The 23891-nt window shown below is 63.5% G+C and carries 19 protein-coding genes, 1 tRNA gene and 4 pseudogenes; 3 read left to right on the forward strand and 21 right to left on the reverse strand.

Features of this window, described 5'->3' with window-relative positions; all coding sequences use genetic code 11:
- Positions 1 to 85: 85 nt before the first annotated feature.
- Genes G5575_RS03625 through G5575_RS03635 form a run of 3 tightly spaced genes read right to left on the reverse strand, consistent with a single transcriptional unit; the run spans position 86 to position 1961 of the window.
- Positions 86 to 322 carry a Trm112 family protein gene (locus G5575_RS03625; RefSeq protein WP_164533128.1) on the reverse strand — a complete coding sequence of 79 codons (237 nt, stop codon included), beginning with the start codon at positions 320 to 322 and terminating at the stop codon, positions 86 to 88.
- Entirely contained in the window at positions 322 to 990 is a 669-nt protein-coding gene (locus tag G5575_RS03630) for an LON peptidase substrate-binding domain-containing protein (protein WP_164533129.1), read from the reverse strand. Before G5575_RS03630 ends, G5575_RS03625 begins: the two co-directional genes overlap by 1 nt.
- 14 nt (positions 991 to 1004) lie before the next feature.
- Positions 1005 to 1961: a thioredoxin family protein gene (locus G5575_RS03635; protein ID WP_164533130.1), complete on the reverse strand. Its 957-nt coding sequence runs from the start codon at positions 1959 to 1961 to the stop codon at positions 1005 to 1007.
- Positions 1962 to 2160: 199 nt separating this feature from the next.
- Here G5575_RS03635 and G5575_RS03640 point away from each other — a divergent pair.
- Positions 2161 to 2240 (forward strand) — tRNA-Gly (locus G5575_RS03640).
- An 82-nt stretch (positions 2241 to 2322) separates the two neighbouring features.
- On the opposite strand, the gene G5575_RS03645 is transcribed toward G5575_RS03640, so the two are convergent.
- From G5575_RS03645 to phnG, 15 genes and pseudogenes are all read right to left on the reverse strand, one after another.
- Complete coding sequence (locus tag G5575_RS03645) at positions 2323 to 3231, reverse strand: tetratricopeptide repeat protein (RefSeq protein ID WP_164533131.1); 909 nt, start codon at positions 3229 to 3231, stop codon at positions 2323 to 2325.
- A 38-nt stretch (positions 3232 to 3269) separates the two neighbouring features.
- Positions 3270 to 3980, reverse strand: coding sequence for a hypothetical protein (locus tag G5575_RS03650; RefSeq protein WP_164533132.1), 711 nt, complete (start codon positions 3978 to 3980; stop codon positions 3270 to 3272).
- Complete coding sequence (locus G5575_RS03655; protein ID WP_164533133.1) at positions 3977 to 5338, reverse strand: phospholipase effector Tle1 domain-containing protein; 1362 nt, start codon at positions 5336 to 5338, stop codon at positions 3977 to 3979. The genes G5575_RS03650 and G5575_RS03655 overlap by 4 nt, the downstream gene beginning before the upstream one ends.
- Positions 5339 to 5348: 10 nt before the next feature.
- Positions 5349 to 6449, reverse strand: a complete 1101-nt coding sequence (locus tag G5575_RS03660; RefSeq protein ID WP_164533134.1) for a tetratricopeptide repeat protein — start codon at positions 6447 to 6449, stop codon at positions 5349 to 5351.
- Between the two features lie 101 nt (positions 6450 to 6550).
- Positions 6551 to 7857 (reverse strand): annotated as a pseudogene (gene phnE, locus G5575_RS03665) (phosphonate ABC transporter, permease protein PhnE).
- Positions 7857 to 8753: a phosphonate ABC transporter, permease protein PhnE gene (gene phnE, locus G5575_RS03670; RefSeq protein ID WP_164533135.1), complete on the reverse strand. Its 897-nt coding sequence runs from the start codon at positions 8751 to 8753 to the stop codon at positions 7857 to 7859. Before phnE (G5575_RS03670) ends, phnE (G5575_RS03665) begins: the two are co-directional and overlap by 1 nt.
- 229 nt (positions 8754 to 8982) lie before the next feature.
- Positions 8983 to 9885: a phosphonate ABC transporter substrate-binding protein gene (gene phnD, locus G5575_RS03675; RefSeq protein ID WP_164533136.1), complete on the reverse strand. Its 903-nt coding sequence runs from the start codon at positions 9883 to 9885 to the stop codon at positions 8983 to 8985.
- The gene (gene phnC, locus G5575_RS03680) at positions 9882 to 10757 is read right to left on the reverse strand and encodes a phosphonate ABC transporter ATP-binding protein (RefSeq protein ID WP_164533137.1); all 876 of its coding nucleotides are present in this window, start codon (positions 10755 to 10757) and stop codon (positions 9882 to 9884) included. The genes phnD and phnC overlap by 4 nt, the downstream gene beginning before the upstream one ends.
- 133 nt (positions 10758 to 10890) lie before the next feature.
- Positions 10891 to 11505 carry a DapH/DapD/GlmU-related protein gene (locus G5575_RS03685; RefSeq protein WP_164533138.1) on the reverse strand — a complete coding sequence of 205 codons (615 nt, stop codon included), beginning with the start codon at positions 11503 to 11505 and terminating at the stop codon, positions 10891 to 10893.
- Positions 11502 to 12191, reverse strand: coding sequence for a phosphonate C-P lyase system protein PhnL (gene phnL / locus G5575_RS03690; protein ID WP_164533139.1), 690 nt, complete (start codon positions 12189 to 12191; stop codon positions 11502 to 11504). The genes G5575_RS03685 and phnL overlap by 4 nt, the downstream gene beginning before the upstream one ends.
- Positions 12192 to 12193: 2 nt before the next feature.
- A pseudogene (gene phnK, locus G5575_RS03695) lies at positions 12194 to 12968 on the reverse strand (phosphonate C-P lyase system protein PhnK).
- Positions 12965 to 13840, reverse strand: coding sequence for an alpha-D-ribose 1-methylphosphonate 5-phosphate C-P-lyase PhnJ (locus G5575_RS03700; protein ID WP_164533140.1), 876 nt, complete (start codon positions 13838 to 13840; stop codon positions 12965 to 12967). The pseudogene phnK and the gene G5575_RS03700 overlap by 4 nt, the downstream one beginning before the upstream one ends.
- Positions 13837 to 14919, reverse strand: a complete 1083-nt coding sequence (locus G5575_RS03705) for a carbon-phosphorus lyase complex subunit PhnI (RefSeq protein ID WP_164533141.1) — start codon at positions 14917 to 14919, stop codon at positions 13837 to 13839. The genes G5575_RS03700 and G5575_RS03705 overlap by 4 nt, the downstream gene beginning before the upstream one ends.
- Complete coding sequence (gene phnH / locus G5575_RS03710) at positions 14919 to 15500, reverse strand: phosphonate C-P lyase system protein PhnH (protein WP_164533142.1); 582 nt, start codon at positions 15498 to 15500, stop codon at positions 14919 to 14921. The genes G5575_RS03705 and phnH overlap by 1 nt, the downstream gene beginning before the upstream one ends.
- The gene (phnG, locus tag G5575_RS03715) at positions 15500 to 15937 is read right to left on the reverse strand and encodes a phosphonate C-P lyase system protein PhnG (protein ID WP_164533143.1); all 438 of its coding nucleotides are present in this window, start codon (positions 15935 to 15937) and stop codon (positions 15500 to 15502) included. The genes phnH and phnG overlap by 1 nt, the downstream gene beginning before the upstream one ends.
- Before the next feature lie 79 nt (positions 15938 to 16016).
- Between phnG and phnF the strand changes: the two are divergent.
- Positions 16017 to 16643 (forward strand): annotated as a pseudogene (phnF, locus tag G5575_RS03720) (phosphonate metabolism transcriptional regulator PhnF); the annotation flags it as partial.
- Positions 16644 to 16699: 56 nt separating this feature from the next.
- Here phnF and phnN read toward each other — a convergent pair.
- The 3 genes and pseudogenes from phnN to G5575_RS03735 form a co-directional block, all read right to left on the reverse strand.
- Positions 16700 to 17278 carry a phosphonate metabolism protein/1,5-bisphosphokinase (PRPP-forming) PhnN gene (gene phnN, locus G5575_RS03725; RefSeq protein WP_164533144.1) on the reverse strand — a complete coding sequence of 193 codons (579 nt, stop codon included), beginning with the start codon at positions 17276 to 17278 and terminating at the stop codon, positions 16700 to 16702.
- Positions 17275 to 18422, reverse strand: a pseudogene (locus tag G5575_RS03730) (alpha-D-ribose 1-methylphosphonate 5-triphosphate diphosphatase). Before G5575_RS03730 ends, phnN begins: the two are co-directional and overlap by 4 nt.
- A 64-nt stretch (positions 18423 to 18486) precedes the next feature.
- The gene (locus tag G5575_RS03735) at positions 18487 to 20742 is read right to left on the reverse strand and encodes an ATP-binding cassette domain-containing protein (RefSeq protein WP_164533145.1); all 2256 of its coding nucleotides are present in this window, start codon (positions 20740 to 20742) and stop codon (positions 18487 to 18489) included.
- A 161-nt stretch (positions 20743 to 20903) separates the two neighbouring features.
- Here G5575_RS03735 and G5575_RS03740 point away from each other — a divergent pair, with 161 nt between their 5' ends.
- The gene (locus G5575_RS03740; protein WP_164533146.1) at positions 20904 to 23816 is read left to right on the forward strand and encodes an FAD-binding and (Fe-S)-binding domain-containing protein; all 2913 of its coding nucleotides are present in this window, start codon (positions 20904 to 20906) and stop codon (positions 23814 to 23816) included.
- The last annotated feature ends 75 nt before the right edge of the window (positions 23817 to 23891 follow it).

Below are 23891 nucleotides of genomic sequence, written 5' to 3' on the forward strand. Positions count from 1 at the left end.
CGGTGCTAGCCGAAAATTCGAGACATGCACTGCCACTCCTCTCCCGACTTACGGGTGAGGTCGGGTGGGGGACGTCTCACGACGTTCAGCTGCTCGGTGGATGAGACTGCTTTCGCAATTCCTCCGGCTCCACCACCCGTGCTTCGTCGAGGCTGAGAAGCGGCACGCCTTTCTGGATCGGGAAGGCGAGGCGGGCGGCGACCGAGATCAGTTCGGTCTTGTCGGCGCTCAGCGTCAGCCGCGTCTTGGTCAGCGGGCAGACCAGCATTTCGAGCGTTTGCGCATCGACGACATGGCGAAGCGCATTGGGCGCTTCGCTCATCAGTTGAGCGTGCCCGAACCGCCGGCACCGCCGCGGGCGATCTCGTATTCGGTCATGGCAATCAAGGTTTCGGCGCGTGCTTCGAGCGTCGGTGCTTCCAGCAGGGCCTGCTTTTCGACTGCACCATAGGGCGAGACCATGCAGCAGAAATTGACGAGGTCGGCTGTGCCGGTCGATTCGATCTCTTCCCAGTTGAGCTCGATATTGGCAAATTCGGCATAGTCGCGCATCATCTTGACGAAGCGGGCGCGGTCCACCGCCTCCTCGCCGAAGTCGCGCTTGAAGTCCTGGCCGAAGTCGTCGCCCGAAATGACGCCCTGGCGATAGGGCGTCTGCACGGTCAGCTCATGCATCAAGCGGAACCGCGTCACCCCTTCGAGGATGATGAAGTAGCGCCCGTCGCCGCTCTCCTCGAAATGCGTCAGCCGCCCGATGCAGCCCACATCCTGGAGCGGCGCCCGGCCGGACGGGCTTTCCTCGCTCGTATCCTCGGGCTGGATCAGCCCGATCATCCGGTCGCCGCGCAGTGCCGCATCTACCATTTCGATATAGCGCGGCTCAAAGATATTGAGCGGCCGGTGCGAAAACGGCAGCAGCAGCGCGCCGCTCAGGGGAAAGAGCGGCACGGAACGCGGCAGGTCTTGCGGGCTGGTCGGACGTCTGGGCATCGGCGCCTCGATTGTTACGAAAAGAGCGCTGCGGACAACATCCGCCGGCCCTTGAGCGTTGCCGGGTCCTTGGGGCCCCAAGCGTCAAAAAATTCGATGAGCTTCTTGCGCGCCCCGTCCTCGTTCCAGGCGCGGTCGCGCTTGATGATGGCCACCAGAGCTTCGGCCGCTTCGAGGTGCTGCCCTTCCGCATTGCGCACCATGGCCAGATCGAAGCGCGCCTGGTGATCGTCCGGATTGGCGGCGATGGCGGCTTCAAGCGTTGCGGCTTCGGAAAGGCCGGATGCTTCGTCCTTGAGGCGGATGGCATTGGCGACGGCGTCATAAGGGGCGCCGCTGCGCTTGTCTTCCGGCACCATGTCGAGCGTCACCCGGGCCTGCTCGATCTGGCCGGCCTGAAGATAAACGCCGGCTAGGCCAACGAGGGCCTCGGCATGGTCGGGTACATGCTGGAGCACCATGCCGTAGATCTGTGCCGCCTGGCTGACATCGCCGCTGGCCACGGCCTTCGCCGCCACCTGCATGACCTCTTCAATCTGGGCTTCGAGCGACTGCTCCTGCCCTTGCCCGCCGCCGGCAGCGTCAGCGCCTGCTGCAGCGATGACGCGATCGGCGAATTTGCGCACTTCGCCTTCCGGCATCGCGCCCATGAAGCCGTCCACCGGCCGGCCGCCGGCAAAGGCGAAAACGGCAGGGATCGACTGCACGCCCAGCTGGCCGGCAAAGTGTGGATGCTCATCGATATTGATCTTGACCAGGCGGATTGCGCCGGCCTTTTCCTTGACGACCTTTTCGATCGCCGGGGTCAGCTGCCGGCACGGGCCGCACCAGGGCGCCCAGAAATCCACCAGCACCGGCGCGTCCATCGAGGCGTCGATCACGTCGGCCTTGAAGCCGGCATCGCTGCTCTCGCGAATAAGGTTGGCCGGGGCAGGGGAAGCGCTGGGGGCGCCATCGAGGGAAAAACTCATCGTGCTTGGCTCTTTGAATGGGCAAAGAAGGCGTTCCGGGCCTTTTTGCGCTTGGCACCGCTGCGCTGGCAAGCCCCCATTTCCACAAGGGTTTTGCCAAACTGTCACAAGGGCAAAAAACGCTGTTGCAATCGGTCCGGTGTTTAGGCATATAGGCCCGCGTCGCCGGACTTCCAAGGGAGCGCGGAGACAACGGAGCGCGGGTGTAGCTCAGGGGTAGAGCATAGCATAACCTTGCCAAGGTTAGGGTCGTGGGTTCGAATCCCATCGCCCGCTCCAATCTTCCTCCGGGAAGACAACGATCCAAGGGCCAGACGCCAAGTCTGGCCCTTCGTCGTTTTCAAGGCCTTCGATTGCCCTTTCACTCCTCAGTTGGGGTTTTTTCTGAAGGCGTGGGGATTGCGGCAACCGGCTCCGCCGCAGAGGCCTTGGCGAACCGCACAAAAGCGTTGGCCAATTCTGCTTCCGGTCCTTCCGGTTGCATGACCAGAAACTGCTCGTAGGTCGCAATCGCCTCGGCTTTTCGACCGAGCGAATCGAGGCTGCGTGCCCGTGCGTAGACGACCTTTGGATTGCTGGGATCGCGTTGTGCGGCAAGATCGATGTCGATCAGCGCATCTTCGTGACGCCCCAATGCCGTTAGCGCGTCGGCCCTGCTGAGGCGATAATCGACATTGCCTTCATTGACGAGCAGCGCCTGATCGAGCCGCGCCAAGGCGGCTTCGTAATTGCCGTTTATCATCAGAAGGTTGGCGTGTTGCGCTTGGAAGGTGTCGTTCTCGGGCGCAAATTCGGCCGCGTCGCGATAAAGCTTTTCGAGAGCCACGAAGTCACCCTGCCCGGCATAGTAGCCGGCTAGGAAACCCAGGGGGAGAGGATCGCTGGGGCTCAATGCGAAGGCTGCAAGGGCCAGCTCCAGCGCTTCATCGGTTCGGTCCTCGCTCAAGAGCATGAACGCCGCCTTGGTCTTGTAACGAGCGTTGAGCGGATCGCGGTCCGAGGCGAGCAGCAGGAAATCGCGCGCTCCTTCGATATCTCCACGCGCGCGTGCAATGACGCTGCGGACCTCCGCTTCCAGCGGACTTTCCGGATCGACCGCCGCCAACCGCACGAGATAGGGCTCGGCTTCTTCGAACCGGTCGTTTTCGGCCAATGTGCTTGCCATATTGGCGAGTGCCGGTGGGAAGCGAGGATCAATATCGAGAGCGGCCCGATATTCGGCCAGCGCATCCTCCGGCTCCTCGGCATTGCGGCGCACGTTTCCCAGCACATTGTGCGCCCATTTGGCGTCTTCGTGTCCCGATGCGATCAGTTGCCGTGCGATGGTTGCGGCATTGAGGGATGGGTGTCGACCTCGGCCGCGAGTGCGGTGAACGGATCGAGGTGGCGCATGACTTCCAGCCCGGCGGTGCGGAAATATTCGGCTTCGGTGGATCGTCGCATCGGCGGCAGGTCGATGACATTGCGCTCCTTGCCCTTGATGCGCAGGCGCAGGGAGACTTTTGCGGGCGAGCATTCGGCGTCGCCGCAGCGGAATTCGCCGCCGATCACGGTTTCATGGAGGTTGAAGAACTGGCGCGCATAGCTCACCAGCGCGTCGACCGATATGCCGGACTCGGGGATGTCGAAGGTGGTCTGCTCGCCTTCGGGAATGGCATTGATGCTGGATTTGTCGCTATCTGCCTCGGCGATGATCTGCAGCAAGCCGTCATTAAGGCGCGCGGAGGCGACTTCCGGCGTAAGGCCGGTGACCTGGAGGCCGCCGGGGACGCTGATGGGCTCAAGGAGGATCTGGTCGCGCGCCGCCTGGCTCGCGATCAGTGGCGCGGCCATGAGGATGATGGCAAGCAGCACGAGGTTGACCACCACGGCGCGCATCGAGTTCGAGGTGGATTCGACAGTGGGCAGCGTGAGCCAGGCCGGTCGCTGTAAACGCCTTGTGCCCGCCACCTTCTCCTTTGGCGGCGCCGCTTCTGCCGGTGCTGGAGCGCCCGTTTCCGCCTGCTTGTCGTCGCTCATGCCACTCTCTCCGGCAGCCACAAGGCCTGCCCCGCGTAAATTGCATCCATCCGCGCCAGCTTGTTGGCATTGGCGCGAAAAATCAGTGTCTCGGACTCGGCTGAGCCATAGGTCGCCAAGGCAATGCTGCGGAGGGTTTCGCCCTCACGCACGATATGGATCGAGGCGCCGGTCAGCGCTTCGTCTGCCGGCTCAGGGAGTGCGTCGAGTTCTGCTGCGAGCGGTTCCAGTGTCGGGGGCCGGTAGGGCGCGCCTTCGGGGAGGTTCTCGGGCTTTTCGCGCCAACGCCGCCAGACGCTTGGGCTGATCTCGTGCAGCCTGGCCGGGCCCGGATTGCGATCCGCTTTGGGCAAGCGGTTCATGACGAAGCGCAGCGCCGAAAAGCCGGCATTGTCGGCTTGATTGCTGAGGCTTTCGCGGTGCGACATGGCCATGCTCTGAAGGGGCGAGCCCGGGCCGGTGTCGAGATCGAGGCCGGCATGCCGAGCGCCGTCCCAGATCCAGTCCAACGCCGCGTCCGAAAGGCCGCGCTTGGCGCCACCGCCGCCGACCGATCCATGCGTGCCGCAAAACCACACCTGTTGATAGGGCGCGTCAACCGCTGCCGGATCGGCGTCGCGCGCCTCGTTGAGGGCATCGAGGTTCTGCCAGAGCGTCGGCTCGAAATCGATCCGGTGCTCGTCGATCGCGACCGCGTGGCGCGCATGCTGCACCATGGGCGACAGGCTCACATCATGAAATTGATGCTGGCGATTGATGGTGTCCGCCATGATCACGTAGCGCGGAATGCCGAGCGACCCCACCGTGTCCCAGACGGCAAGATACTTGACCGTCAGGAGCGGTAGCGTGCCGGGTGAATAATCTTTTGTGGCCTGGGCGCGCCATTCGTCCTCTTCAGCCGAGACGCATAGCTGGGGTACGCATTCGCTGCGAAACTCGAGCATTGACTGGAGATAGGCCTCGTCCTTGCTGCGCCGTTTGTAGCGGTTCACCGCCTCGTCGGCGCGCCGCGCGTGACGGCGATCGAGAATGCCGCAGGTGCCCAGAAGACCGACGAACGAGCGCGCCGTATAGGCGCCTCGGGAAAAGCCGAAGACGTAGATTTCGTCGCCGGGCGCGTAGTTGAAGATCAGGAAGCGGTAGCCATCGCTCAAATTCTTGACGAGGCCGGCGCCGAATACGCCGCCGGCAAGGCCTTCGCCCGGTTCGCTGCCCACGCCTTCGTCGTAAAAGGTGATCTGCGTCACCCCGTCTGCGGCCATCGGCAGCACACTTTCGGCGGTCAGCAGCACATTGGTCGGATGCGGCGCATCCAGCCGGTTCCAACTGCCATCAAAACAGAAGACCAGCCGTTTCACGTCAGCCGCCTCAGCCTGCGATCGCGGCCTCGATGGCCTCAAGATGCTCGGTGAAGGTTTCGTCCGCTGGATCGAGCTCGATCGCCTTCTTGATCACGGGAAGCGCTTCCTTGCTGCGCCCATCCTTGTGCAACACCCAGGCCAGCGTATCGTGATAGGTCGCCTTGTCCGGCTCGGCGGCGACGGCGGCGCGGGACAGCGCCTCGGCATCCTTGAGGTCATCGCCCTCGGTCGCAAACATCCAGGCCAGGTTGTTTTGCGCGCTGGCGACATCGGCGGGTTGGCCCTCGCTGATGGCCTTGCGGAAATAGTCCTCGGCTTTCGCGAGGTCCCGTTCGACCCCGGTGCCCTGGATATAGTGCTGCGCCAGGTTGTTGGAGGCCAGCGCCATGCCCTGGTCCGACGCCAGGGCGTAAAGGCGGACGGCTTCCTCGGGGTCTTTTGCGAGCCCGCCCCGACCATTTTCGTAATAAGTCGCCAGATTATTCTGCGCGAAGTCGATGCCCGCATCGGCCGCGATCTGGTAGAGGCGCACGGCTTCGACGTCATCCTGCGCAACGCCCCAGCCATTTTCGGTGAGCCACCCCAGCGAAGCCGTCGCCCAATCCGAGCCATCCTCGGAAGCCTGTCGGTAAAGCTCAGCCGCGCGGGCATAATCCTGCTTCACGCCGTTGCCAGTCTCGTAGAGCTTGCCCATGCCTTCGATGGCAATGCGCACGCCGCCCTCAAGCGCCGGCTGATAGAGTTCTGCCGCACGCTCGTAGTCGATGTCGACGCCAAGGCCAAATTCATAGAGCTGCCCCAGCGCTGCCCGTGCCTTGAGGCTGCCACCATCCATGGCGGCGGTATAGTGGATATGGGCTTTTTCGTAGTCTTCCGCAGCGTCATAGGCGCGCGCGAGGCCATATCGGAAGTCGATATTGTCCGGTTCCGCCTTGGCCGCATCGAGACAGGCTTCGATGGCGCCGATCGGTTCGATATCGTCGAACTCGACGCCTTCCCCGACGCGCTCAGAGCAGAGCTCGGCCGCCGACTGCTCCTGTGCCAAGGCAGGCACCGACATGGCTCCAACAACAAATGTCGCTGCAAGCATCGTGCGCACAAACGTCATCGCTTCTTCCCCGGGGAGCATAAAGCTCCGCCTTGACTTAAACGCGCCCGGTTTTACTTGGCAAGCGGCCTAAAGGGGTAGTCGATGCGAAATTGATCGTTCTACTGGCCGATCAGGCGTTGGCGAATGGCGGTGCTGATATTGTCGAAGAGAAAAACGACGAGGAGGATCAGTAGCACCATATAGGCGACCTTATCCCAATCGGAATTTGTGCCCATGGCTTCGAGCAACTTGAGGCCGATGCCGCCGGCCCCCACCGCGCCGATCACCGTGGCCGAGCGGGTGTTGGATTCCCAGAAGTAGAGCGATTGCGAGACAAAGACCGGCAGCACCTGCGGCACGACGCCGAAGCGGTTGACGGCCATGGGGCTTGCGCCCACCGATTTCATGCCCTCGCGCTGCTTGTCGTCGACATTTTCGAGCGCCTCGGCATAGACCTTTCCGAGCGCGCCGGTATCGGTAAAGAAGATTGCGGCAATGCCAGGGATCGGGCCGGGGCCGAAGCCGCGGGTGAAGAACAGCGCCCAGATCAGCATGTCGACCGAGCGGATGACGTCGAAGAAGCGCTTCATCAGCCAGTTGGCGGCGCGGTTGGGGGTGATGGTGCGCGCGGCAAAAACGCGAGCGGGAAGGCAAAGAGCGTCGCCAGCAGCGTGCCGACGAAAGCCATGACCAGCGTCTGCATCAGCTTGGTGAGGATGTCGCCATGCTGCCAGGCCTTGTTGCCCAGCCATTCCTTGAGCACGAGCGGGCCTTGGCCAGTGGCGATCAGGCCGATCGTGTCGAAGAGGTCGTTGCCCCACAGCGGCGAGGTCGGGTCGTAAAGAAAATTGGCCCAGCCAAAAAAGCGGCGCTGCACATAGACTTGGTTGTCGCGGATCTCGGCCTGGCCTGCAAAGCCATAGTCGACCAGTACCTTGCTGCCATCCTGGACGATCTGGGGCGGCGTATTTTCCGGCGCCAGCGCCGCATCGGCCGTGATGGTAACGGGGTAAACCTCACCGCCTAAATAGACGTCGACCTGACTCGTGGTGATATCCAGCCGGTCGGCGTCGCTGCCGAAGCTGGCCGTCAGGCCATTGTCGTTAGGCACCAGCCAGTCGATGGCGTGATCGGTCGGATATTGCCCGCGGCTCGACCATTGCGGGGTGATGGTGCCGTCCTCGCCAAAGCGCAAGCGAGGGGTGGCGCGCCAGCTATACCAGTCCTGGACGTAGATCGCAGCGCGATCCCATTTGCCGTTTTGGAGCGCCGGGCCGACATTGAAGAAGAACCAGCAAAATACGAGGTAGAGCACTGCCGTTCCGACGCCGAGCGCAAGGCCGTGGCGCTTGACGAAGCTGGTTTGGAAGACCTCGGGGTATTTCCGGAGGAGGCGGCTGCGTTCGGCTTGGCTGATCGTGCTCATCAAACGCTGGCCTTTCCGAGATTAAAGCTCACATCGCCCACGAGCTTGCGCCGCAGCGCGCCCGACATCTGGTCGATGGCGATGATGGTGACGAGCAGGAGAATGATGATGGCGTAGGTCTGGGCGGCATAGTCGCGGCCGATGGAGAGACGGAACACTTCGCCGATGCCGCCGCCGCCCACGGCGCCGATAATGGTGGAGGCGCGCACGTTCACTTCGAGCCGCAGGAGGCCATAGGACACGAAATTGGGCAGCACCTGCGGCACGATGGCATAGCGCACCCGCTCGGCCCAGCTGGCGCCGACAGACTTGAGGCCTTCGTCCGGCTTCATGTCGGAATTTTCGACCACTTCGAAGAAGAGTTTTCCCAAGGCGCCGATAGTGTGCAGCGAGACGGCGACGATGGCTGCGATCGGTCCGATCGAGAGCACCGCCGTTAGCAGCCCGGCGATGACGATCTCTGGAAAAGCGCGCAAAACTTCCATGATGCGGCGCACGAACCAGCGCACGGCGCCTGCGCCGACGAGGTTGGTGGCGGCGAAAAAGCAGAGGAAAAAGGCGATGGTGCCGCCGATCAGCGTCGAGACGACGGCGATATTGACCGTGACGATCAGCTGATAAATGAAGTTGGGGATGTAGAGGCTGTCGGTGAGATACACGCGGCTGGACGTATAGTCATACTTCGCCGAGCCGTCGAAATAGGGAGACTCCAGGGCAAACATGGCGCGAAAGATCTCGAGCGGATCGCGCGGCACGAAGTTCTTGATGAAGTCGAACATATAGGGGAGGCGTTCGATGAACTTGCCCGAATTGGCGGCATTGGCATAGTTCATGGCCAGCGCCAGAGCGACCAGCACGCCCACGACCCCGATGATCGTATAGACCCGCCGCGTCATCACCTGGCTGCGATAATGGCGCAGCAGCGTTTCGCCGGCTGGCGAGAGCGAGGGGGCAGGGCGATGTCGGTCATGATTTGCCTAATTCCCTATAGGCCACGAAACTGTGGCTCCCCTCCCCTTGAGGGGAGGGGTTGGGGGCGGGGGTCCATCAGTGACGAACCGCACCACCCCCACCCTCATTCCCTCCCCTCAAGGGGGAGGGAGGCGATGGAACCGCGCTGCCTGCTTAGCTGCCGATCACCGAGCGGCGGGCATCGATGATGGTCTGGTACATGGTCTGGTCGGCATCGACGAAGTTGGTGTAGCCGCCGGCGGTGAAGGCGTCGAAGCACTCGAAATCGGCTTCCGGCAGGCCCTTGAAGAAGGCGGTGACCTTTTCCTTCATGTCGGCGGGCAGCTTGTTGGAAACCATCAGCGGGCCGTTCGGGATTATCGGGCTCTGCCAGACTTCGACGAGGTCATCCATGTCGAGGAGGCCCTTGTCGACCATGATGCGAAGATTGCCGGAAGTGTAGCCTTCCGAAAATTCGCCCTGGCCCGAACCAAAGGTCGTGCCCACGTCGAACTGGCCGTCGAGAACGCCGAGGACGAGGTTTTCATGGCCGCCGCCGAAGCCGGTTTCGGCGTAGAACTCGTCGATCGGCTTGCCCAATTCGGTGGGAAGCGCAACCGAGGGGATCAAATAGCCCGAGGTGGAGTCCGGATCGGCAAAGCCGAGCGTCTTGCCTTCGGTGGAAGGGAGATCGGTGATGCCCGAGTCGGCACGGGCGACCATGATCGTGTGGTAGCCGGTCGAGCCGTCTTCCTGCTGGGTGGTCAGCACGGGGTCGACGGCGTTTTCGTCCTGGAGGTAGATCGCGGCATAGGACGATGCGCCCATGATGGCGATGTCGATGGTGCCGCCGAGAAGGCCCTGGATCACGCCGTTATAGTCGGGCGAGGGGAAGAACTGGACTTCCGAAACGCCGGTCGCGGCCTTGAGCGGCTCGGCGACGCATTCGGAACGGCGCAGCTGGTCGGCTTCGTTTTCGCCGCCATCAAGGCCGATGCGGAGCACGGATACGTCCTGCGCGAAGGCAGCGGAAGACATCGACAGGGCCACGGAGGCCAGAAGCAGAGTGCGGATCACGGAGGATCTCCTTTGGTGACGCGAAGGGTCCGGTTCTGTGCCGGATCAGGAGCCTGCTGGGCGTTGGTGGGGGTGCGCGGCAGGAATTGGACGGGCGCGATGGCGGTCGAGGTCATGGCCTCCGAAAAGGCCTCCTTCAAACCGTCGGCGCCATAGATGGAGCGCGCCACATAGGTGGTGAGCTCGCCGGGCGTGCCGTCGAAAACCACCTTGCCCTGCGCCATGCCGATGATGCGCTCGCAGTAAGCGCGCGCCGTATCAAGCGTATGGAGGTTGGTGATGACGGTGATGCCCTCGGCATTGATGTCGCGGAGGCTGTCCATGACGATCTGCGCATTGCGCGGATCGAGCGAGGCGATGGGCTCGTCGGCAAGGATCATCTTGGGCTGCTGCATCAAGGCGCGGGCGATGGCGACGCGCTGCTGCTGACCGCCGGAAAGGGTCTGCGCCCATTGCATCGCGGTCGGCGCGATATCGAGACGCTCGAGTGCCTTGAGCGCTTCGAGCTGCTCGTCGGCGGAAAAGACCTGGAGGAGGTTCAGCAGCGGATTGCGGCCATTGAGGCGGCCCAGCATGACATTGGTAATGACGTCGAGGCGCGGCACGAGGTTGAACTGCTGAAAGATCATCGCGCAGTCGCGCTGCCAGTTTCGCAGGGCCTGGCCCTTGAGGGCGCTGACCTTGGAGCCGTCGAACTCGATATAGCCCGAAGACACGTCGTTGAGCCGGTTGATCATGCGCAGAAGCGTCGACTTGCCGGCGCCGGAGCGGCCGATGATGCCGACCATCTGGCCCTGCGGGATGTCGAGCGTCACATCGTTGACGGCGATCTTGTCACCGAACCGTCGTGTCACGTGCGAAATCTTGAGCATCAGGGTCGCCCCGCCTTATTGGTGGGAGTGACCTATGGGGATCACGCAACGGTCCGATTACGAAGCAGTGACGGTTCCATGACATTGCACAGCGCGTGTGCGGTCGGTTGTCACAGAAGGGGGTGCCTACCCGCTACTCGTACTTTTCCAGAAATGCCTCGATCCCCAACGACCGGAAATCCGGCAGCGCCAGGCGCAGCTTGTCGTGGGTCCAGTCCCACCACGCCAGCCGGTCGAGCCGGCTCGTGATGTCATCGGAAAAGCGCTGCTTGATGGTTCGGGCCGGGACGCCCACGGCGATGGCGAAGTCGGCGACATCCTTGGTCACGACGGCATTGGAGCCGATGATCGCGCCATTGCCGATGCGGACGCCAGGCATGACCACGGCGCCATGACCGATCCAGGTGTCGTGTCCGATGGTGATGCCGTTGCCGGCACGCCAATCGAAAAACTCCTGGTCGTCCTCGGCGTCTTCAAAATACCAGGCGGAGCGGTAGGTGAAGTGATGGAGCGAAGCGCGTTCCATCGGGTGCATCGAGGCATAGATGCGGACGTGGCTCGCGATATTGGCGAACTTGCCGATCCGGGCATAGGCGATCTGCGTGTTCTCGACGCAATAGGAATAGTCGCCGATGCTGGACTTGGACACGGTCGAGCCCTCGCCGATCTCGGTATAGCGGCCGAGCGTGGAGTCGATCACCGTTGCGGTCGGGTGAACCAGCGGCTGTTTGGAAAGACGCGTGCTCATGCCGCCACCTTGGGGGCAAAGCCGGTGACGTCGATGATGCGGTCGGCGACCTGGGTGCGGACATCCTCGTCGTGGAAGATGCCCAGCATGGCAACGCCTGCCGCTTTCTTTTCGGCGATCATTCCGACCACAACCTGGCGGTTGGCCGCGTCGAGCGAGGCGGTGGGTTCATCGAGCATCAGAATCGGATGGTGGGTGATAAAGCCGCGGGCGATGTTCACGCGTTGCTGTTCGCCACCCGAGAAGGTTGCCGGCGGCAGGGCCCAGAGGCGCTCCGGCAGGTTTAGTCGCGCGAGCAATTCGCCAGCCTTGGCCTGCGCTTCGGCCTTGTCGACGCCGCGGATCACCAGCGGCTCGGCCACCACATCGAGCGCCGACACGCGCGGCACCGCGCGCAAAAATTGCGACACATAGCCTATGGCGTCGCGGCGCAGGGTCAGGACGGTGCGTGGATCGGCACTGACGAGGTTGATGCCGTCGATCAGGACCGAACCGCTGTCGACGCCGTAATTGCCGTAGACCATCTTGAGGATCGAACTCTTACCCGCCCCGGAAGGCCCGCCGAGCACGACGCATTCGCCCGCCTCGATGGCAAAGCTGACGTTTTCCACCACCGGCAGCACCACGCCGCCGCGCAGGTGCATGGTGAAACTCTTGCGCAAATCGCGCACCTGAAGGGCTGTCATCGTCACACCTGCAAAATCGAGGAGACCAGAAGCTGGGTATAGGGTTCGCGCGGATCGTCGAGCACGCGGTCGGTCAGGCCCGCTTCGATCACGCGACCGCCTTTCATCACCATCATGCGGTGGCTGAGGAGCCGGGCGACGGCGAGGTCGTGGGTGACGACGATGGCGGCAAGGCCCAGTTCACCGACGAGCTGACGCAGGAGATCGAGGAGCCGCGCCTGCACCGAAACGTCGAGCCCCCGTGGGCTCGTCCATGAAGACCAGCCGCGGGCCGGTGACGAGATTGCGCGCGATCTGCAGCCGCTGCCGCATGCCGCCTGAAAAGGAGCGCGGCTGATCGTCGATGCGGTCGGCCGCAATTTCGACGCGGCCGAGCCAGTCGAGCGCGGTGTCGCGGATGCGGCCATAGTGCCGATCGCCCACTGCCATCAACCGCTCGCCGACATTGGCACCGGCCGAAACGGTCATGCGCAACCCATCGGCCGGGTTTTGATGCACGAAGCCCCAGTCGGTGCGCGTCAGGAAGCGGCGCTCGGCTTCCGAGAGGTCGTAGATGTTGCGGAAATTGCCGTCCCGAATGCGGTAAAGCGCCTGGCCTGAACTCGGCTCGAGTTGCGCCGAGAGCGTGTTGAGCAGGGTTGTCTTGCCCGATCCCGATTCCCCGACAATGGCGAGGACTTCACCTGGCCAAAGTTCGAAGCTGACATCGGCGCAGCCGATACGCGTGCCGTAATTCTTGGCAAGGTTTTCGACGCGAAGAAGAGGCTGATCGCTCATTCTGCGGCCTCCCGCATTCCTTGGTCGCCGACATGCCCGGCTTGGCGCCGTTCTTCGCAGTGGTCGGTGTCGGAGCAGACGAACATGTGCCCGCCCCGGTCATCGAGGATCACCTCATCGAGATAGACCCCTTCGGCGCCGCAAAGCGCGCAGGGCGCCTCGAAATGCTGGATTTCGAAGGGGTGGTCCTCGAAATCGAGACTGACCACGTCGGTGAAGGGCGGCACGGCATAGATGCGGTGTTCGCGGCCGGCGCCGAAGAGCTGCAGCGCTTGGGAGCGGTGCATCTTGGGATTGTCGAATTTGGGTGTCGGCGAGGGGTCCATGACATAGCGCCCCTCGACCTTGACCGGATAGGCATAGGTCGTGGCGATGCGGCCATGGCGGGCAATGTCTTCGTAGAGTTTGACATGCATCAGGCCATATTCCTCGAGCGCGTGCATTTTGCGCGTCTCGGTTTCGCGCGGCTCGAGAAAGCGCAGCGGTTCGGGGATCGGCACCTGGTAGACGAGAATCTGGCCGGCTTCGAGCTTACGCTCGGGGATACGGTGACGGGTCTGGATGATGGTGGCGTCGGCCGTATGCGTCGTGGTTGCGACATTGGCGACCTTGGCGAAGAAGGCCCGGATCGAGACGGCGTTGGTGGTGTCGTCGGCCCCCTGGTCGATGACCTTGAGCACGTCGTTTTGCCCGATGATCGAAGCCGTCACCTGCACGCCGCCGGTGCCCCAGCCATAGGGCATGGGCATTTCGCGAGAGGAGAAGGGGACCTGGTAGCCGGGAATAGCCACGGCCTTGAGGATGGCGCGGCGGATCATCCGCTTGGTCTGTTCGTCGAGATAGGCGAAGTTGTAGCTGGCGACGCCGTTCATTCCGCTGCCTCCTGGATGCCGTCGTGTTCGGCGCGCATGCGCCGGATGAGGTCGAGCTCGGCCTGGAAATCCACATAATGCGGAAGTTTAAGGTGCTCGACGAAGCCCGTGGCCTGAACGTTATCGGAGTGCGAGATGACGAATTCCTCGTCCTGCGCCGGCGCGACCACGTCTTCGCCGAACTCCTTTGCCCGCAGGGCCCGATCGACCAGCGACATGGACATGGCCTTGCGCTCGGCCTGGCCGAACACCAGCCCGTAGCCGCGGGTGAACTGCGGCGGCACCTTGGCCGAACCCTTAAACTGGTTGACCATCTGGCATTCGGTGACGCGGATGCGGCCGAGGCTGACGGCAAAACCGAGTTCTGTAATGTCGAACTCGACATCCACCTCGCCGATGCGGATTTCGCCGACAAAGGGATGGGTGCGGCCATAGCCGCGCTGGGTGGAATAGCCCAGCGCGAGCAAGAACCCTTCGTCGCCACGGGCAAGGGCCTGCAGCCGCAGGTCACGATCGAGCGGAAAGTCGAGCGGCTCGCGCGTCAGGTCGCCGACCGGGCGATGCGGGTCGGTCTCGCCATCGGGCTCCATCAGCCCCTGCCGGCCGAGAAGGTCGGTAACGCGCAGCGCCTGTACGGCATCGGCTTCGCGCAGCACCGGCGCCTCGGCATCTTCACCGACAATGCTCGGATCCAGCAGGCGGTGGGTGTAGTCGAAGGTCGGCCCCAGCATTTGTCCGCTGGGCAGGTCCTTGAAGGTTGCCGAGACGCGGCGCTCGATCCGCATCGTGCCGGTATCGATGGGTTCGGAATAGCCGAAGCGCGGCAGCGTGGTGCGGTAGGCGCGGACGAGAAAGATGGCCTCGATCAGGTCGCCGCGCGCCTGGAGGATGGCGAGCGCCGCCAGCTCCCGATCATAGAGCGAGCCCTCGCCCATGGCGCGATCGACGGCGAGGCCGAGCTGCTCGACGATCTGGTCGAGCCGCAGCGCCGGCACCGAGCGGTCGCCGCGGCGACGGTCGGCCAGGAGACGATGGGCATTGGCAATGGCGGCTTCACCGCCCTTTACGGCAACATACATTAGTGCGCCTCCCCAATCCGGACCGTGCGCGGCAGGCCCATGACCTTGCCGCCGCTAACCAGCAGCATGTCGACGCCGCGCGGAAAAAGATCGCGGTTGGCCGACCATTGCGTGACGAAGTCGTCCGGCAGACCTTGTGGCGAAATATGCCAGTGATCCTCGATGCCGGGGCCACGCAGGATCAATTCGGATCCGCCTTCGAGGGCTGGCAGGGCGACGACCAGCGTGGTCGAGCGATCGGGATAGTCCTGCGTGCCGAGATTGAACTGGTCGAGGCTTGGCAGCGCGCCCTCGATGAAGGCGAACATGGCCTGAGCCGGGTCGCTGGTGATCGGCGCGCCGGCATGAAAGCCGATGGCCTGCCTCGTGATGTCGTTTAAGAGGTTGGGCGACAGCCAGATCGGCGTATCATGGTCGGTCACGGTCAACATGACGCTGGAAAGATCGGCCGAAATGGTGCCGATCTTTTCCTGGGCGCTCGCCAGGGCATGCGTCGTCCCGGGGCGAGCCAGCGCATCGAGAATGGCCCGAAATGCCTGCTGCGCGTCATGCACGGGGTCGGCAAAGCCGGCATTGAACATCAATTGTCTCCCCGCACCATGGTGAAGAAGTCGACGCGCGTCGCCGCCGCTTCCTCGCGGCGCGTGGTATCGGTTTCAGCGATAAGCGCGGCGAGCGGGTCGATGATTTCCCCGTCGACACGGGCCGCGTCGCGTTGGCGCAGAGCATCGATCACGGCGATGACCTCTGCCTTGGCGTGGTCACGGCCCAGATGATAGCCGTGCCCCACTTCCCCGGTGCCGATGCGCACCGAGGCGCGGCTGACTGTTGCTTCGCCGAGGTTGAACGGCGCGCCGCCACCACCGGCGCGGCCGCGCACCATGACGAGGCCGGTTTCGGGTCCACGGATGCGCTGGTGCTCGGGCTTCGGCTCGAAGGCCTCCCAGCATTCGGCCAGCGCCTTGGCCGGCGCTACCGCCAGCACGTCCAATGCGCGTTTTCGGAGAGGATCAGTCATGACGCTTGCCCTAACTTGTCTACTAAATTAGACAACTAATGTCGCTGTTCCGGCTCTACGCCCCTCATGTGAATTTGCAATGACAAAAACCACATCCCTGCAGGGCGGCGTCGCGCTTTGGCGCCAGATCGCCGATGCCATCCGGCTCGATATCGTCGGCGGCAAGCTCGTGACGGGAGACCGGCTCCCGACGGAGGCTGTTCTGGCGGAGCGGTTTTCCGCCAACCGTCACACGGTGCGCCGCGCCTTGGCCACCTTGGCGGAGGAGGGCGTGGTGCATGCGGAGCAGGGGCGTGGCACTTTTGTTCGCTCCGCCCGCCGGCTCAGCTACCCGATCGGCAAGCGCACGCGCTTTCGCGAGGGGCTTCGGGGACAGGCCGCAAACCTTTTATCCACCAGCCTCGGCGATCGGCTCGAGAGTGCCAATGCTCGTGTCGCCGATGCGCTGGACCTGAGGATCGGCGCAAAAGTGGTGCGGACCGAAGGGCTGTCGCTGGCGGACGCCGTACCGATTTCCCGGTCCACAACCTGGCTCGACTACCGGCGCTTTCCCGACTTTGCCGGCCGCATGGCGGAGATGCAGTCGATCACCGCGGTTTTTGAAAGCTATGGCATCGCCGATTATGCCCGCGCCTCGACCCGCATTTCGGCCCGCCATGCAGATGCCGAGGAGGCCAAGGTGCTCCATCTGGCGCCGGGCGCCATCGTTCTGGTGTCGGAAGCGGTGGACGTCGACCCGGAGGGTCGGCCTTTCCTATGCGCTCAGCCGGTTCCCTGCCGAGCGGATGGAACTGGTCGTCTGACCAGGTCCTGCAACAGGCCGAGAAACCGCTCGCCAGCCTGCGCCAGATCGCCGGAATTGTCGATCTGCACGGTGCTGGTGGGCAGGCGGGCGGAAACATTGCGGCTCATCCGCTCGCCGATCGATTGCGCGGTTTCCCGGCCTCGTCCGGCGAGGCGCTGTGCAATGACGTCGGGGTCGGCCACGACCTCGATGACCACAGCGTTCGGATAGCGCTGCATCAGCTGCGGAATGACGGCGCGCGACAGGTTGGCGATGACGACCTTGCCGTCCGCGAGGTCGTCGTCGAGCGACTGCGGCAGGCCGTAGCAAAGGCCATGGGCTTCCCAGTCGAGCGCGAATTGTCCGGCTTCGGCGGCCTTGGCGAAGGCGGCGCGGTCCATTGTGTCATGGTCTTCGCTTTGGGCGTCGGCCTCGCGCGTGACGACGCGGCGCACGAAGGTTGCCTCGTCTGGAGTGAGCCGTTCGCGCGCATAGTCGATGAGGCTGTCCTTGCCGGCGCCGCTGCGTCCGACAACGGCAACGAAAGTGCCGCTCATATCACCCGCCGTCCCTCACGCCACACCGTCTGCACGATCGGAATACCGTCTTCAATGCGCAGGTGCACGAGGTCGGCCCGCTTGCCCACGGCAATTTCACCGCGGTCATCAAGGCCAGCGGCCTGGGCGGGACGCCTGGTCACGAAGCTGATGGCTTCGGGCAAGGTGATGCCGGCCACTTCATCGACAAGGCAGAAGGCCGATTGCAGCATTGAGAAGGGGATATAGTCGGAGGAAAGGATGTCGAGGAGCCCCGCCGCTGCAAGATCCCGGGCCGAAACATTGCCCGAATGGGAGCCGCCGCGCACGACATTGGGTCCGCCCATGAGGATGGCGAGGCCCGCGTCGCGCGAAGCTTTGGCGGCTTCAAGCGTTGTCGGGAATTCGGCGATGCGGATGCCGAGCGCGATGGCTTCCTCGACATGGGCAATGGTGGCGTCGTCGTGGCTGGCAAGAACGATGCCGCGCTCGTGGCTGAGCGTAGCCAAGGCCTTGCGGTGCTTGTCGGAATAGGCCTGGGACTCGGCATTGCGGCGGGTGGTGAACTCGGCAAGGGCCGCGTCGCTCATCTTGAGCTTGCCCTGGTAATAGGTCTTGTAGGCGTCAAAGCTCGCAAACTGCCGCTGGCCGGGGGCATGGTCCATGAGCGAGGCAAGCCGCACCAGCTTGTAATCCATGATCGCCTCGAAGCTTTCGAGGCAATCGGGCGCCGAGACTTCGCAGCGCAGGTGGATCAGGTGATCGGCGCGCAGGCGTCCGGCCTCGACCCCGGCGGTGATGGCGTCGGCGAGGATGCGCAGCTCGGCGGCACCCATATCGGCGTGTTCGTCGATGCCGACGCGAATGGCGTCAAAGACTGTGGTGATGCCGGACGCAGCGATCTGCGCGTCATGGGCCTGTACGGCGGCAATCGGATGCCAGCGCACCCGGGGGCGGGGGCGTAGTGGGTTTCGAGATGATCGGTGTGCAGCTCGACAAGGCCTGGAATGAGGTAGTCGCCATCAAGATTTTGGCCGCGCGCGCTGGTGGGGCCGATATCGGTGATTACCCCGCCATTGATCGCGACGCTGCCGAGGAGAACCTGGTCGGCAAGGACGATCCGGGCATTGTTGAGGACGGTTTCGCCGAGGCCGAGGGCGTTCATGAGCGGGCTGCCTTTATAACAATTCGGGGCTGCCCTAGCTCACTTCCGTGACACAAAGACGACGTTATCGCGCCGCCAGATGCTGACCGGTTAGCGTTGTGTTAGCCTTTGCCAGATCTGCCGGCAGTCCTTCGAACTGCACCGTGCCACCCTCATTGCCGGCACCGGGTCCGAGATCGATGACCCAGTCGGCGCGCGACACCACATCGAGATTGTGCTCGATGACGATCACGGTTGAACCGGCGTCGACCAGACGGTCGAAAAGACCGATCAGGGTATCGACATCGTTCATGTGAAGGCCGGTGGTGGGCTCGTCGAGAACGTAGATATTGCCCTTCTTGCCGAGCTCGGCGGCAAGCTTCAGGCGCTGCCGCTCGCCACCGGAGAGCGTCGACAGCGGCTGGCCGAGCGTCAGGTAGCCGAGCCCGACATCGACGAGGCCACCAAGGATCTTGGCGATGGCGGGTTCGGTAAAGAAGGGCGCCGCTTCCTCGATGCTCATTTCGTAGACATCGCTGATCGACTTGCCGCGCAGCGTATGTTCGAGCACTTCGGGCAGGAAGCGCTTGCCCTCGCAGGTCTCGCAGGTGGTCACCGTGGGATCGAGATGCGCGAGGTCGGTATAGATGACGCCTAAGCCATTGCAGTCCGGGCAGGCGCCCTTGGAATTGGCTGAAAACAGCGACGCCTCGACATCGTTGGCCTTGGCGAAAGCCTTACGGACATTGTCGAGGATGCCGGTATAGGTCGCGGTGTTGGAGCGGCGCGAGCCGCGGGCGAGGTTCTGGTCGATGATGATCGTGTCGGGATAGGCCGAAGGAAGGCAGGTCTGGATCAGGCTCGATTTGCCGGAACCGGCGACACCGGTGACCGCGGTCAGCACGCCGCGCGGGATCGAGACCGAGATGTCCTTGAGGTTGTTGACCCTGGCATGCTCGATGCGGAGCGCCTCGCCCTTGGGCTGGCGCACCTTGTCCTTGATCGGCTGGTGCCGCGTCATATGCTTGCCGGTGAGCGTGTCTGCTGCGAGGAGGCCCTTGTAGTCGCCCTGATAGACGACGACCCCGCCCTTGGAGCCGGCAAAGGGGCCCATGTCGACGACGTGGTCGGCAATGGCGATCATGTCCGGCTTGTGCTCGACGATCAGCACCGTATTGCCCTTGTCGCGCAACTGCTGCATCAGTCCGGCGAGGCGCCCGACATCGTGCGGGTGGAGGCCGACCGAAGGCTCGTCGAAGACATAGGTAATGTCGGTGAGCGAGGAACCGAGATGGCGGACCATCTTGACACGCTGGCTCTCACCACCGGAAAGGGTCGAGCTTTCGCGATCGAGGCTCAGATAGCCAAGCCCGATGGTGACGAGGTTTTCGAGCCGCAGTGCCAGGGCATGGAGCATGGGCCCGACCTGCCTGGCCTCGATGGAGCGGATGAATAGTGCAAGGTCGGAAACCTGCATGGCCGAAAGATCGGCGATCGACTTGCCGTTGATAAGGCTCGTCCGCGCCGCCTGGTTGAGGCGCGTGCCATGGCAAGCCGGGCAGATGGCGCGGGTGAAGACGCGCTCATATTCGGCCCGAACATGAGGCTGCACGGTTTCCGGGTCCTTGCTGCCCAATGAGCGCTTGAGCTTGGGGACGAGGCCTTCATAGGTCAGGTTCATCTTGTCGACCTTGACCTTGCGGCCATCGTCGAGATCGAAAAAGTTGGCGCGTTCCTCGGGCGAGTATTGATTGATTGGCTTGTTGGGGTCGAAGAGGCCCGAGCGCGCGTAGATCGACCACCACCAGCTGTCGACCTCAAAGCCTTTGGAGAGGATTGCGCCCTCGTTCAGCGACTTGCTCTCGTCGACCACCGCCGACATGTCCATCGACGCGACCTGGCCAATGCCCTCGCAGTCCGGGCACATGCCGCGCGGGTCGTTGTAGGAATAAAGCGATGGCGCACCGAGCCTCGGTTCGGCCAGGCGCGAAAACAGCACCCGCAGCATCTGCGCGGTGTCCGTCACCGTGGCGACGGTGGAGCGCGAATTGCCGCCGAGCCGCTGCTGATCGACGATGATGGCGGCCGAAATGTTTTCCAGTTGATCGGCATCGGGCTGGCCATAGCGCGGCATGAACTGCTGCACGAAGGCGGGATAGGTCTCGTTGATCAGCCGCTGCGATTCTGCCGCGATAGTGCCGAAGACGAGCGAGGACTTGCCCGAGCCCGAAACGCCGGTGAAGACGGTGATCTTGCGCTTGGGAATATCGAGCGAGACATTCCTGAGGTTGTTCTCGCGCGCCCCACGAATGGTGATGGCGCCATAAAGGTCGTCCTGCATCTTCCGCTCCCAAAACCGTCCTGCATCCTATGCCGGCGCAACGAATATGGCAGAGCGATTTCGACGGGGTGTGTCAGGAGTGCTGCTCGGATCACTCGTCATGTAGGGCGGCTCATGGTTGTGACTTCATGAAGCCGCGCTAACATGTTAGTACTGCCCGCATGCAGCAAGCCGTCCTCTCCTCTGTCCAGCCCAAAGTCCAAAATCCCGATCTCCTCGCCGCAGGCGAGCGCGTTGCCGCGCGCCTGCGCGACACGGTTCGGGGCAATATCTATACCGATCCCTTGATGACCTATGCCTGGAGCGGCGATGCCAGCTCCTATCGGCTGCTGCCAGCCGTCGTGGTCTTCGTCAATTCCGAGGACGACGTGCGCGCCGTGTTCAAGGCAGCGCGGGCCGAAGGACTGCCGGTGACGTTTCGCGCCGCGGGCACCTCGCTTTCGGGACAGGCCGTTACCGATGGCGTGCTGGCGGTTTTGGGCGATGGCTGGCGCAAGCTTGCGATCCAGCCTGGTGCCGAGCAGATCACGCTAGGGCCGGCGATCATCGTTGCGGAAGCCAACCGTTCGCTGAAGCCATTCAACAAGAAGATCGGGCCGGACCCGGCTTCGCAGGCCACCTGCAAGATCGGTGGCGTGGTCAACAACAATTCGTCAGGCATGTGCTGTGGCGTGGCGCAGAACACCTATCATACCATGGCGCGGCTGCGGATCGTTCTGACCGACGGGACCATGCTCGATTCCGGCGACCCGGCCAGCGTCGATGCCTTCCGCGTGACGCATGCGCCCATGCTCGAGGCCATCCACCAGCTGCATCACGACGTCGTGGCCGATGCTGACCTCGTAGCGCTGATCCGCAAGAAATACCGGATCAAGAACACGGTCGGCTATTCGCTCAACGCCCTGGTCGACTACCACGACCCGCTCGATATCCTGATCCACCTGATGGTGGGCTCGGAGGGCACGCTCGGCTTTGTGTCGGAGGTGACCTACAACACCGTGCCCGAGCATCCGTTCAAGGCAACGGCCCTGGTGCCGTTTCCCGATCCGCAATCTGCAGGGCGAGCCATTATCGAGATGGCCAATGGCGGCGTGCAGGTAACGACCGGGGTCACCGCAGCCGAATATATAGAACGCCGGGCGCTGGCGACGGTAGAACATCTGCCGCCGATGGCGCCGCTCCTTCCCTGGCTCACCAACAATTCCCCGGCCGTTCTGATCGACGTCACCGCCCCCGATGCGCGAACGCTGGCGGTGGAGACGGAAAAAGCCGTTGCGCTCCTGGCGCGGCACGGCGCCACGCATATCGATTTTTCCACCAATGAAGCGCGGAGCCATGCGCTCTGGGATATCCGCAAGGGCTTCTTCACCTCGGGCGGTGCGGCGCGGCCCAAGGGCACGAGCATGCTGACCGAGGACGTGGCGGCGCCGATTGAGCGGCTGGCCGAATTCGTGCTCGACATGCGCGACCTGCTCGACCGGCACGGCTACGAAGACGCCATCATCTTCGGACATGCCCTGGCCGGAAACCTTCATTTCCAGATGAGCGACAATTTTGCCGAACACGGCGCGGCGGAAAAATTCGATGCGCTCAACCAGGAACTCTCCGAGCTGGTCTCGGTGCGTTACGGCGGATCGCTCAAGGCCGAGCATGGCACCGGCCGCGCCATCGCGCCCTTTGTCGAGCGGGAATGGGGCGAAAAAGCCTATGCGATCATGCACCGCATCAAGGCGATCTTCGACCCCGAGCGCCTGCTCAATCCGGGCGTGCTGCTCAATGACGACGCCAAGGTCCATATCAAGAATCTAAAGGTCATGCCGCCGGCCGACGAACTGGTCGACCTTTGCATCGAATGCGGCTTCTGCGAACCGGCCTGCCCCAGCCACCACATGACGCTGACCCCGCGCCAGCGCATTGCCGTGACCCGCGAGCGCGAGCGCCTGCGCGCAACCGGCGAAGATCCGGAGCGCCTCAAGCACTTCGATGCCGATTTCCAATATGCCGGGCTCGACACCTGCGCCGCGTGCAATCTGTGCTCGCTGCGCTGCCCGGTCGGCATCGAAACCGGCACCATGATCATGGGCGAACGCGCTCGTCGTCGGGGCGGCACGGCGCGGGCAGTGGCGGGCGTAGTGGCCGATCACCGCGGCGCCGTCGAAACCATGATGCGCGGCGGCGTAGCGATTGCCGATGCGGCGCGCACCGTTATCCCGGCCCCGGCGGTGGAGGCGATCACCGAGGCGGCGCGTCGCCTGACCAACAAGCGCGTGCCGCGCGTTTCCCGCGCCCTTCATCATGGGCCGGGTGCGCCGCATCCGCGCGAAACACGGCAGGATCCGCTCAAGACCGGCTTTCCTGTGCCCATCGCCCAGACGGAACGGCCACCGGTTGTTTATTTTCCTGCCTGCCCAAGCCGCATGTTCGGCGCGCCCACGACCCGGCACGGCTTGCTGTCGGCGACCGAGGCGATGACTAAGCTGCTGGAACGCGCGGGCTACGACGTCGTCATTCCCGAAACGCTCAACGGGCAATGTTGCGGCCAGCCATTCCAGTCCAAGGGTTTTCCTGAGCAGGCCGCAACGGTTGGCGGCGCGCTGCGGCGTGAATTGTCTTCGCTGTCCTACGCCGGCCGCCTTCCGGTCGTCACCGACGCCTCGACCTGCGCCAAGCATCTGCGCGAGTTTCCGGGCGATGCCGTGGTGGCGGATTCAGCTCAGTTTTTGGCCGAGCTCCTGCCTAAGCTGACCGTCACCCAGAAGCTGCCGGTCGTTGCCGTGCACCACAATTGCTCGGCGCAAAGGCTGGCGGAGCAACCGGCCACCGAGGCGATCGCCCGTGCCTGCGCCGACAGCATTGCGGTGCTGAGTTCGGTGACCTGCTGTGGCTATGCCGGTGACAAGGGGCTGTTCATTCCCGAGCTCAACGCGCATGCGACGCGCCGGGTCGGCAATGACATCCCTGAAGGCTGCGAGCTTGGTGTTTCGACGGTTTCGACCTGTGCCTCGGGGCTGACCGAACACGCTGCGATCCCGTTTGTGGGGCTGGCGAGCTTGCTTGAGTGGGCGACAAGGTAGTTTGTGCCACGCCCTCGTCCTTCGAGGCTACGCTGCGCTTCGCGCCTCAGGATGAGGGCTACTCACAATACTCAG

This window comes from Devosia aurantiaca (assembly GCF_011058215.1).
GTDB classification, from domain to species: domain Bacteria; phylum Pseudomonadota; class Alphaproteobacteria; order Rhizobiales; family Devosiaceae; genus Devosia; species Devosia aurantiaca.

Coding starts and splice junctions, on each gene's coding strand:
- G5575_RS03625 (WP_164533128.1), bottom strand. CDS start 322: ATGAGCGAAGCGCCCAATGCGCTTCGCCATGTCGTCGATGCGCAAACG.
- G5575_RS03630 (WP_164533129.1), bottom strand. CDS start 990: ATGCCCAGACGTCCGACCAGCCCGCAAGACCTGCCGCGTTCCGTGCCG.
- G5575_RS03635 (WP_164533130.1), bottom strand. CDS start 1,961: ATGAGTTTTTCCCTCGATGGCGCCCCCAGCGCTTCCCCTGCCCCGGCC.
- G5575_RS03650 (WP_164533132.1), bottom strand. CDS start 3,980: ATGAGCGACGACAAGCAGGCGGAAACGGGCGCTCCAGCACCGGCAGAA.
- G5575_RS03660 (WP_164533134.1), bottom strand. CDS start 6,449: ATGACGTTTGTGCGCACGATGCTTGCAGCGACATTTGTTGTTGGAGCC.
- phnE (WP_164533135.1), bottom strand. CDS start 8,753: ATGACGCGGCGGGTCTATACGATCATCGGGGTCGTGGGCGTGCTGGTC.
- phnC (WP_164533137.1), bottom strand. CDS start 10,757: ATGCTCAAGATTTCGCACGTGACACGACGGTTCGGTGACAAGATCGCC.
- G5575_RS03685 (WP_164533138.1), bottom strand. CDS start 11,505: ATGAGCACGCGTCTTTCCAAACAGCCGCTGGTTCACCCGACCGCAACG.
- phnL (WP_164533139.1), bottom strand. CDS start 12,191: ATGACAGCCCTTCAGGTGCGCGATTTGCGCAAGAGTTTCACCATGCAC.
- G5575_RS03700 (WP_164533140.1), bottom strand. CDS start 13,840: ATGAACGGCGTCGCCAGCTACAACTTCGCCTATCTCGACGAACAGACC.
- G5575_RS03705 (WP_164533141.1), bottom strand. CDS start 14,919: ATGTATGTTGCCGTAAAGGGCGGTGAAGCCGCCATTGCCAATGCCCAT.
- phnH (WP_164533142.1), bottom strand. CDS start 15,500: ATGTTCAATGCCGGCTTTGCCGACCCCGTGCATGACGCGCAGCAGGCA.
- phnG (WP_164533143.1), bottom strand. CDS start 15,937: ATGACTGATCCTCTCCGAAAACGCGCATTGGACGTGCTGGCGGTAGCG.
- phnN (WP_164533144.1), bottom strand. CDS start 17,278: ATGAGCGGCACTTTCGTTGCCGTTGTCGGACGCAGCGGCGCCGGCAAG.
- G5575_RS03735 (WP_164533145.1), bottom strand. CDS start 20,742: ATGCAGGACGACCTTTATGGCGCCATCACCATTCGTGGGGCGCGCGAG.
- G5575_RS03740 (WP_164533146.1), top strand. CDS start 20,904: ATGCAGCAAGCCGTCCTCTCCTCTGTCCAGCCCAAAGTCCAAAATCCC.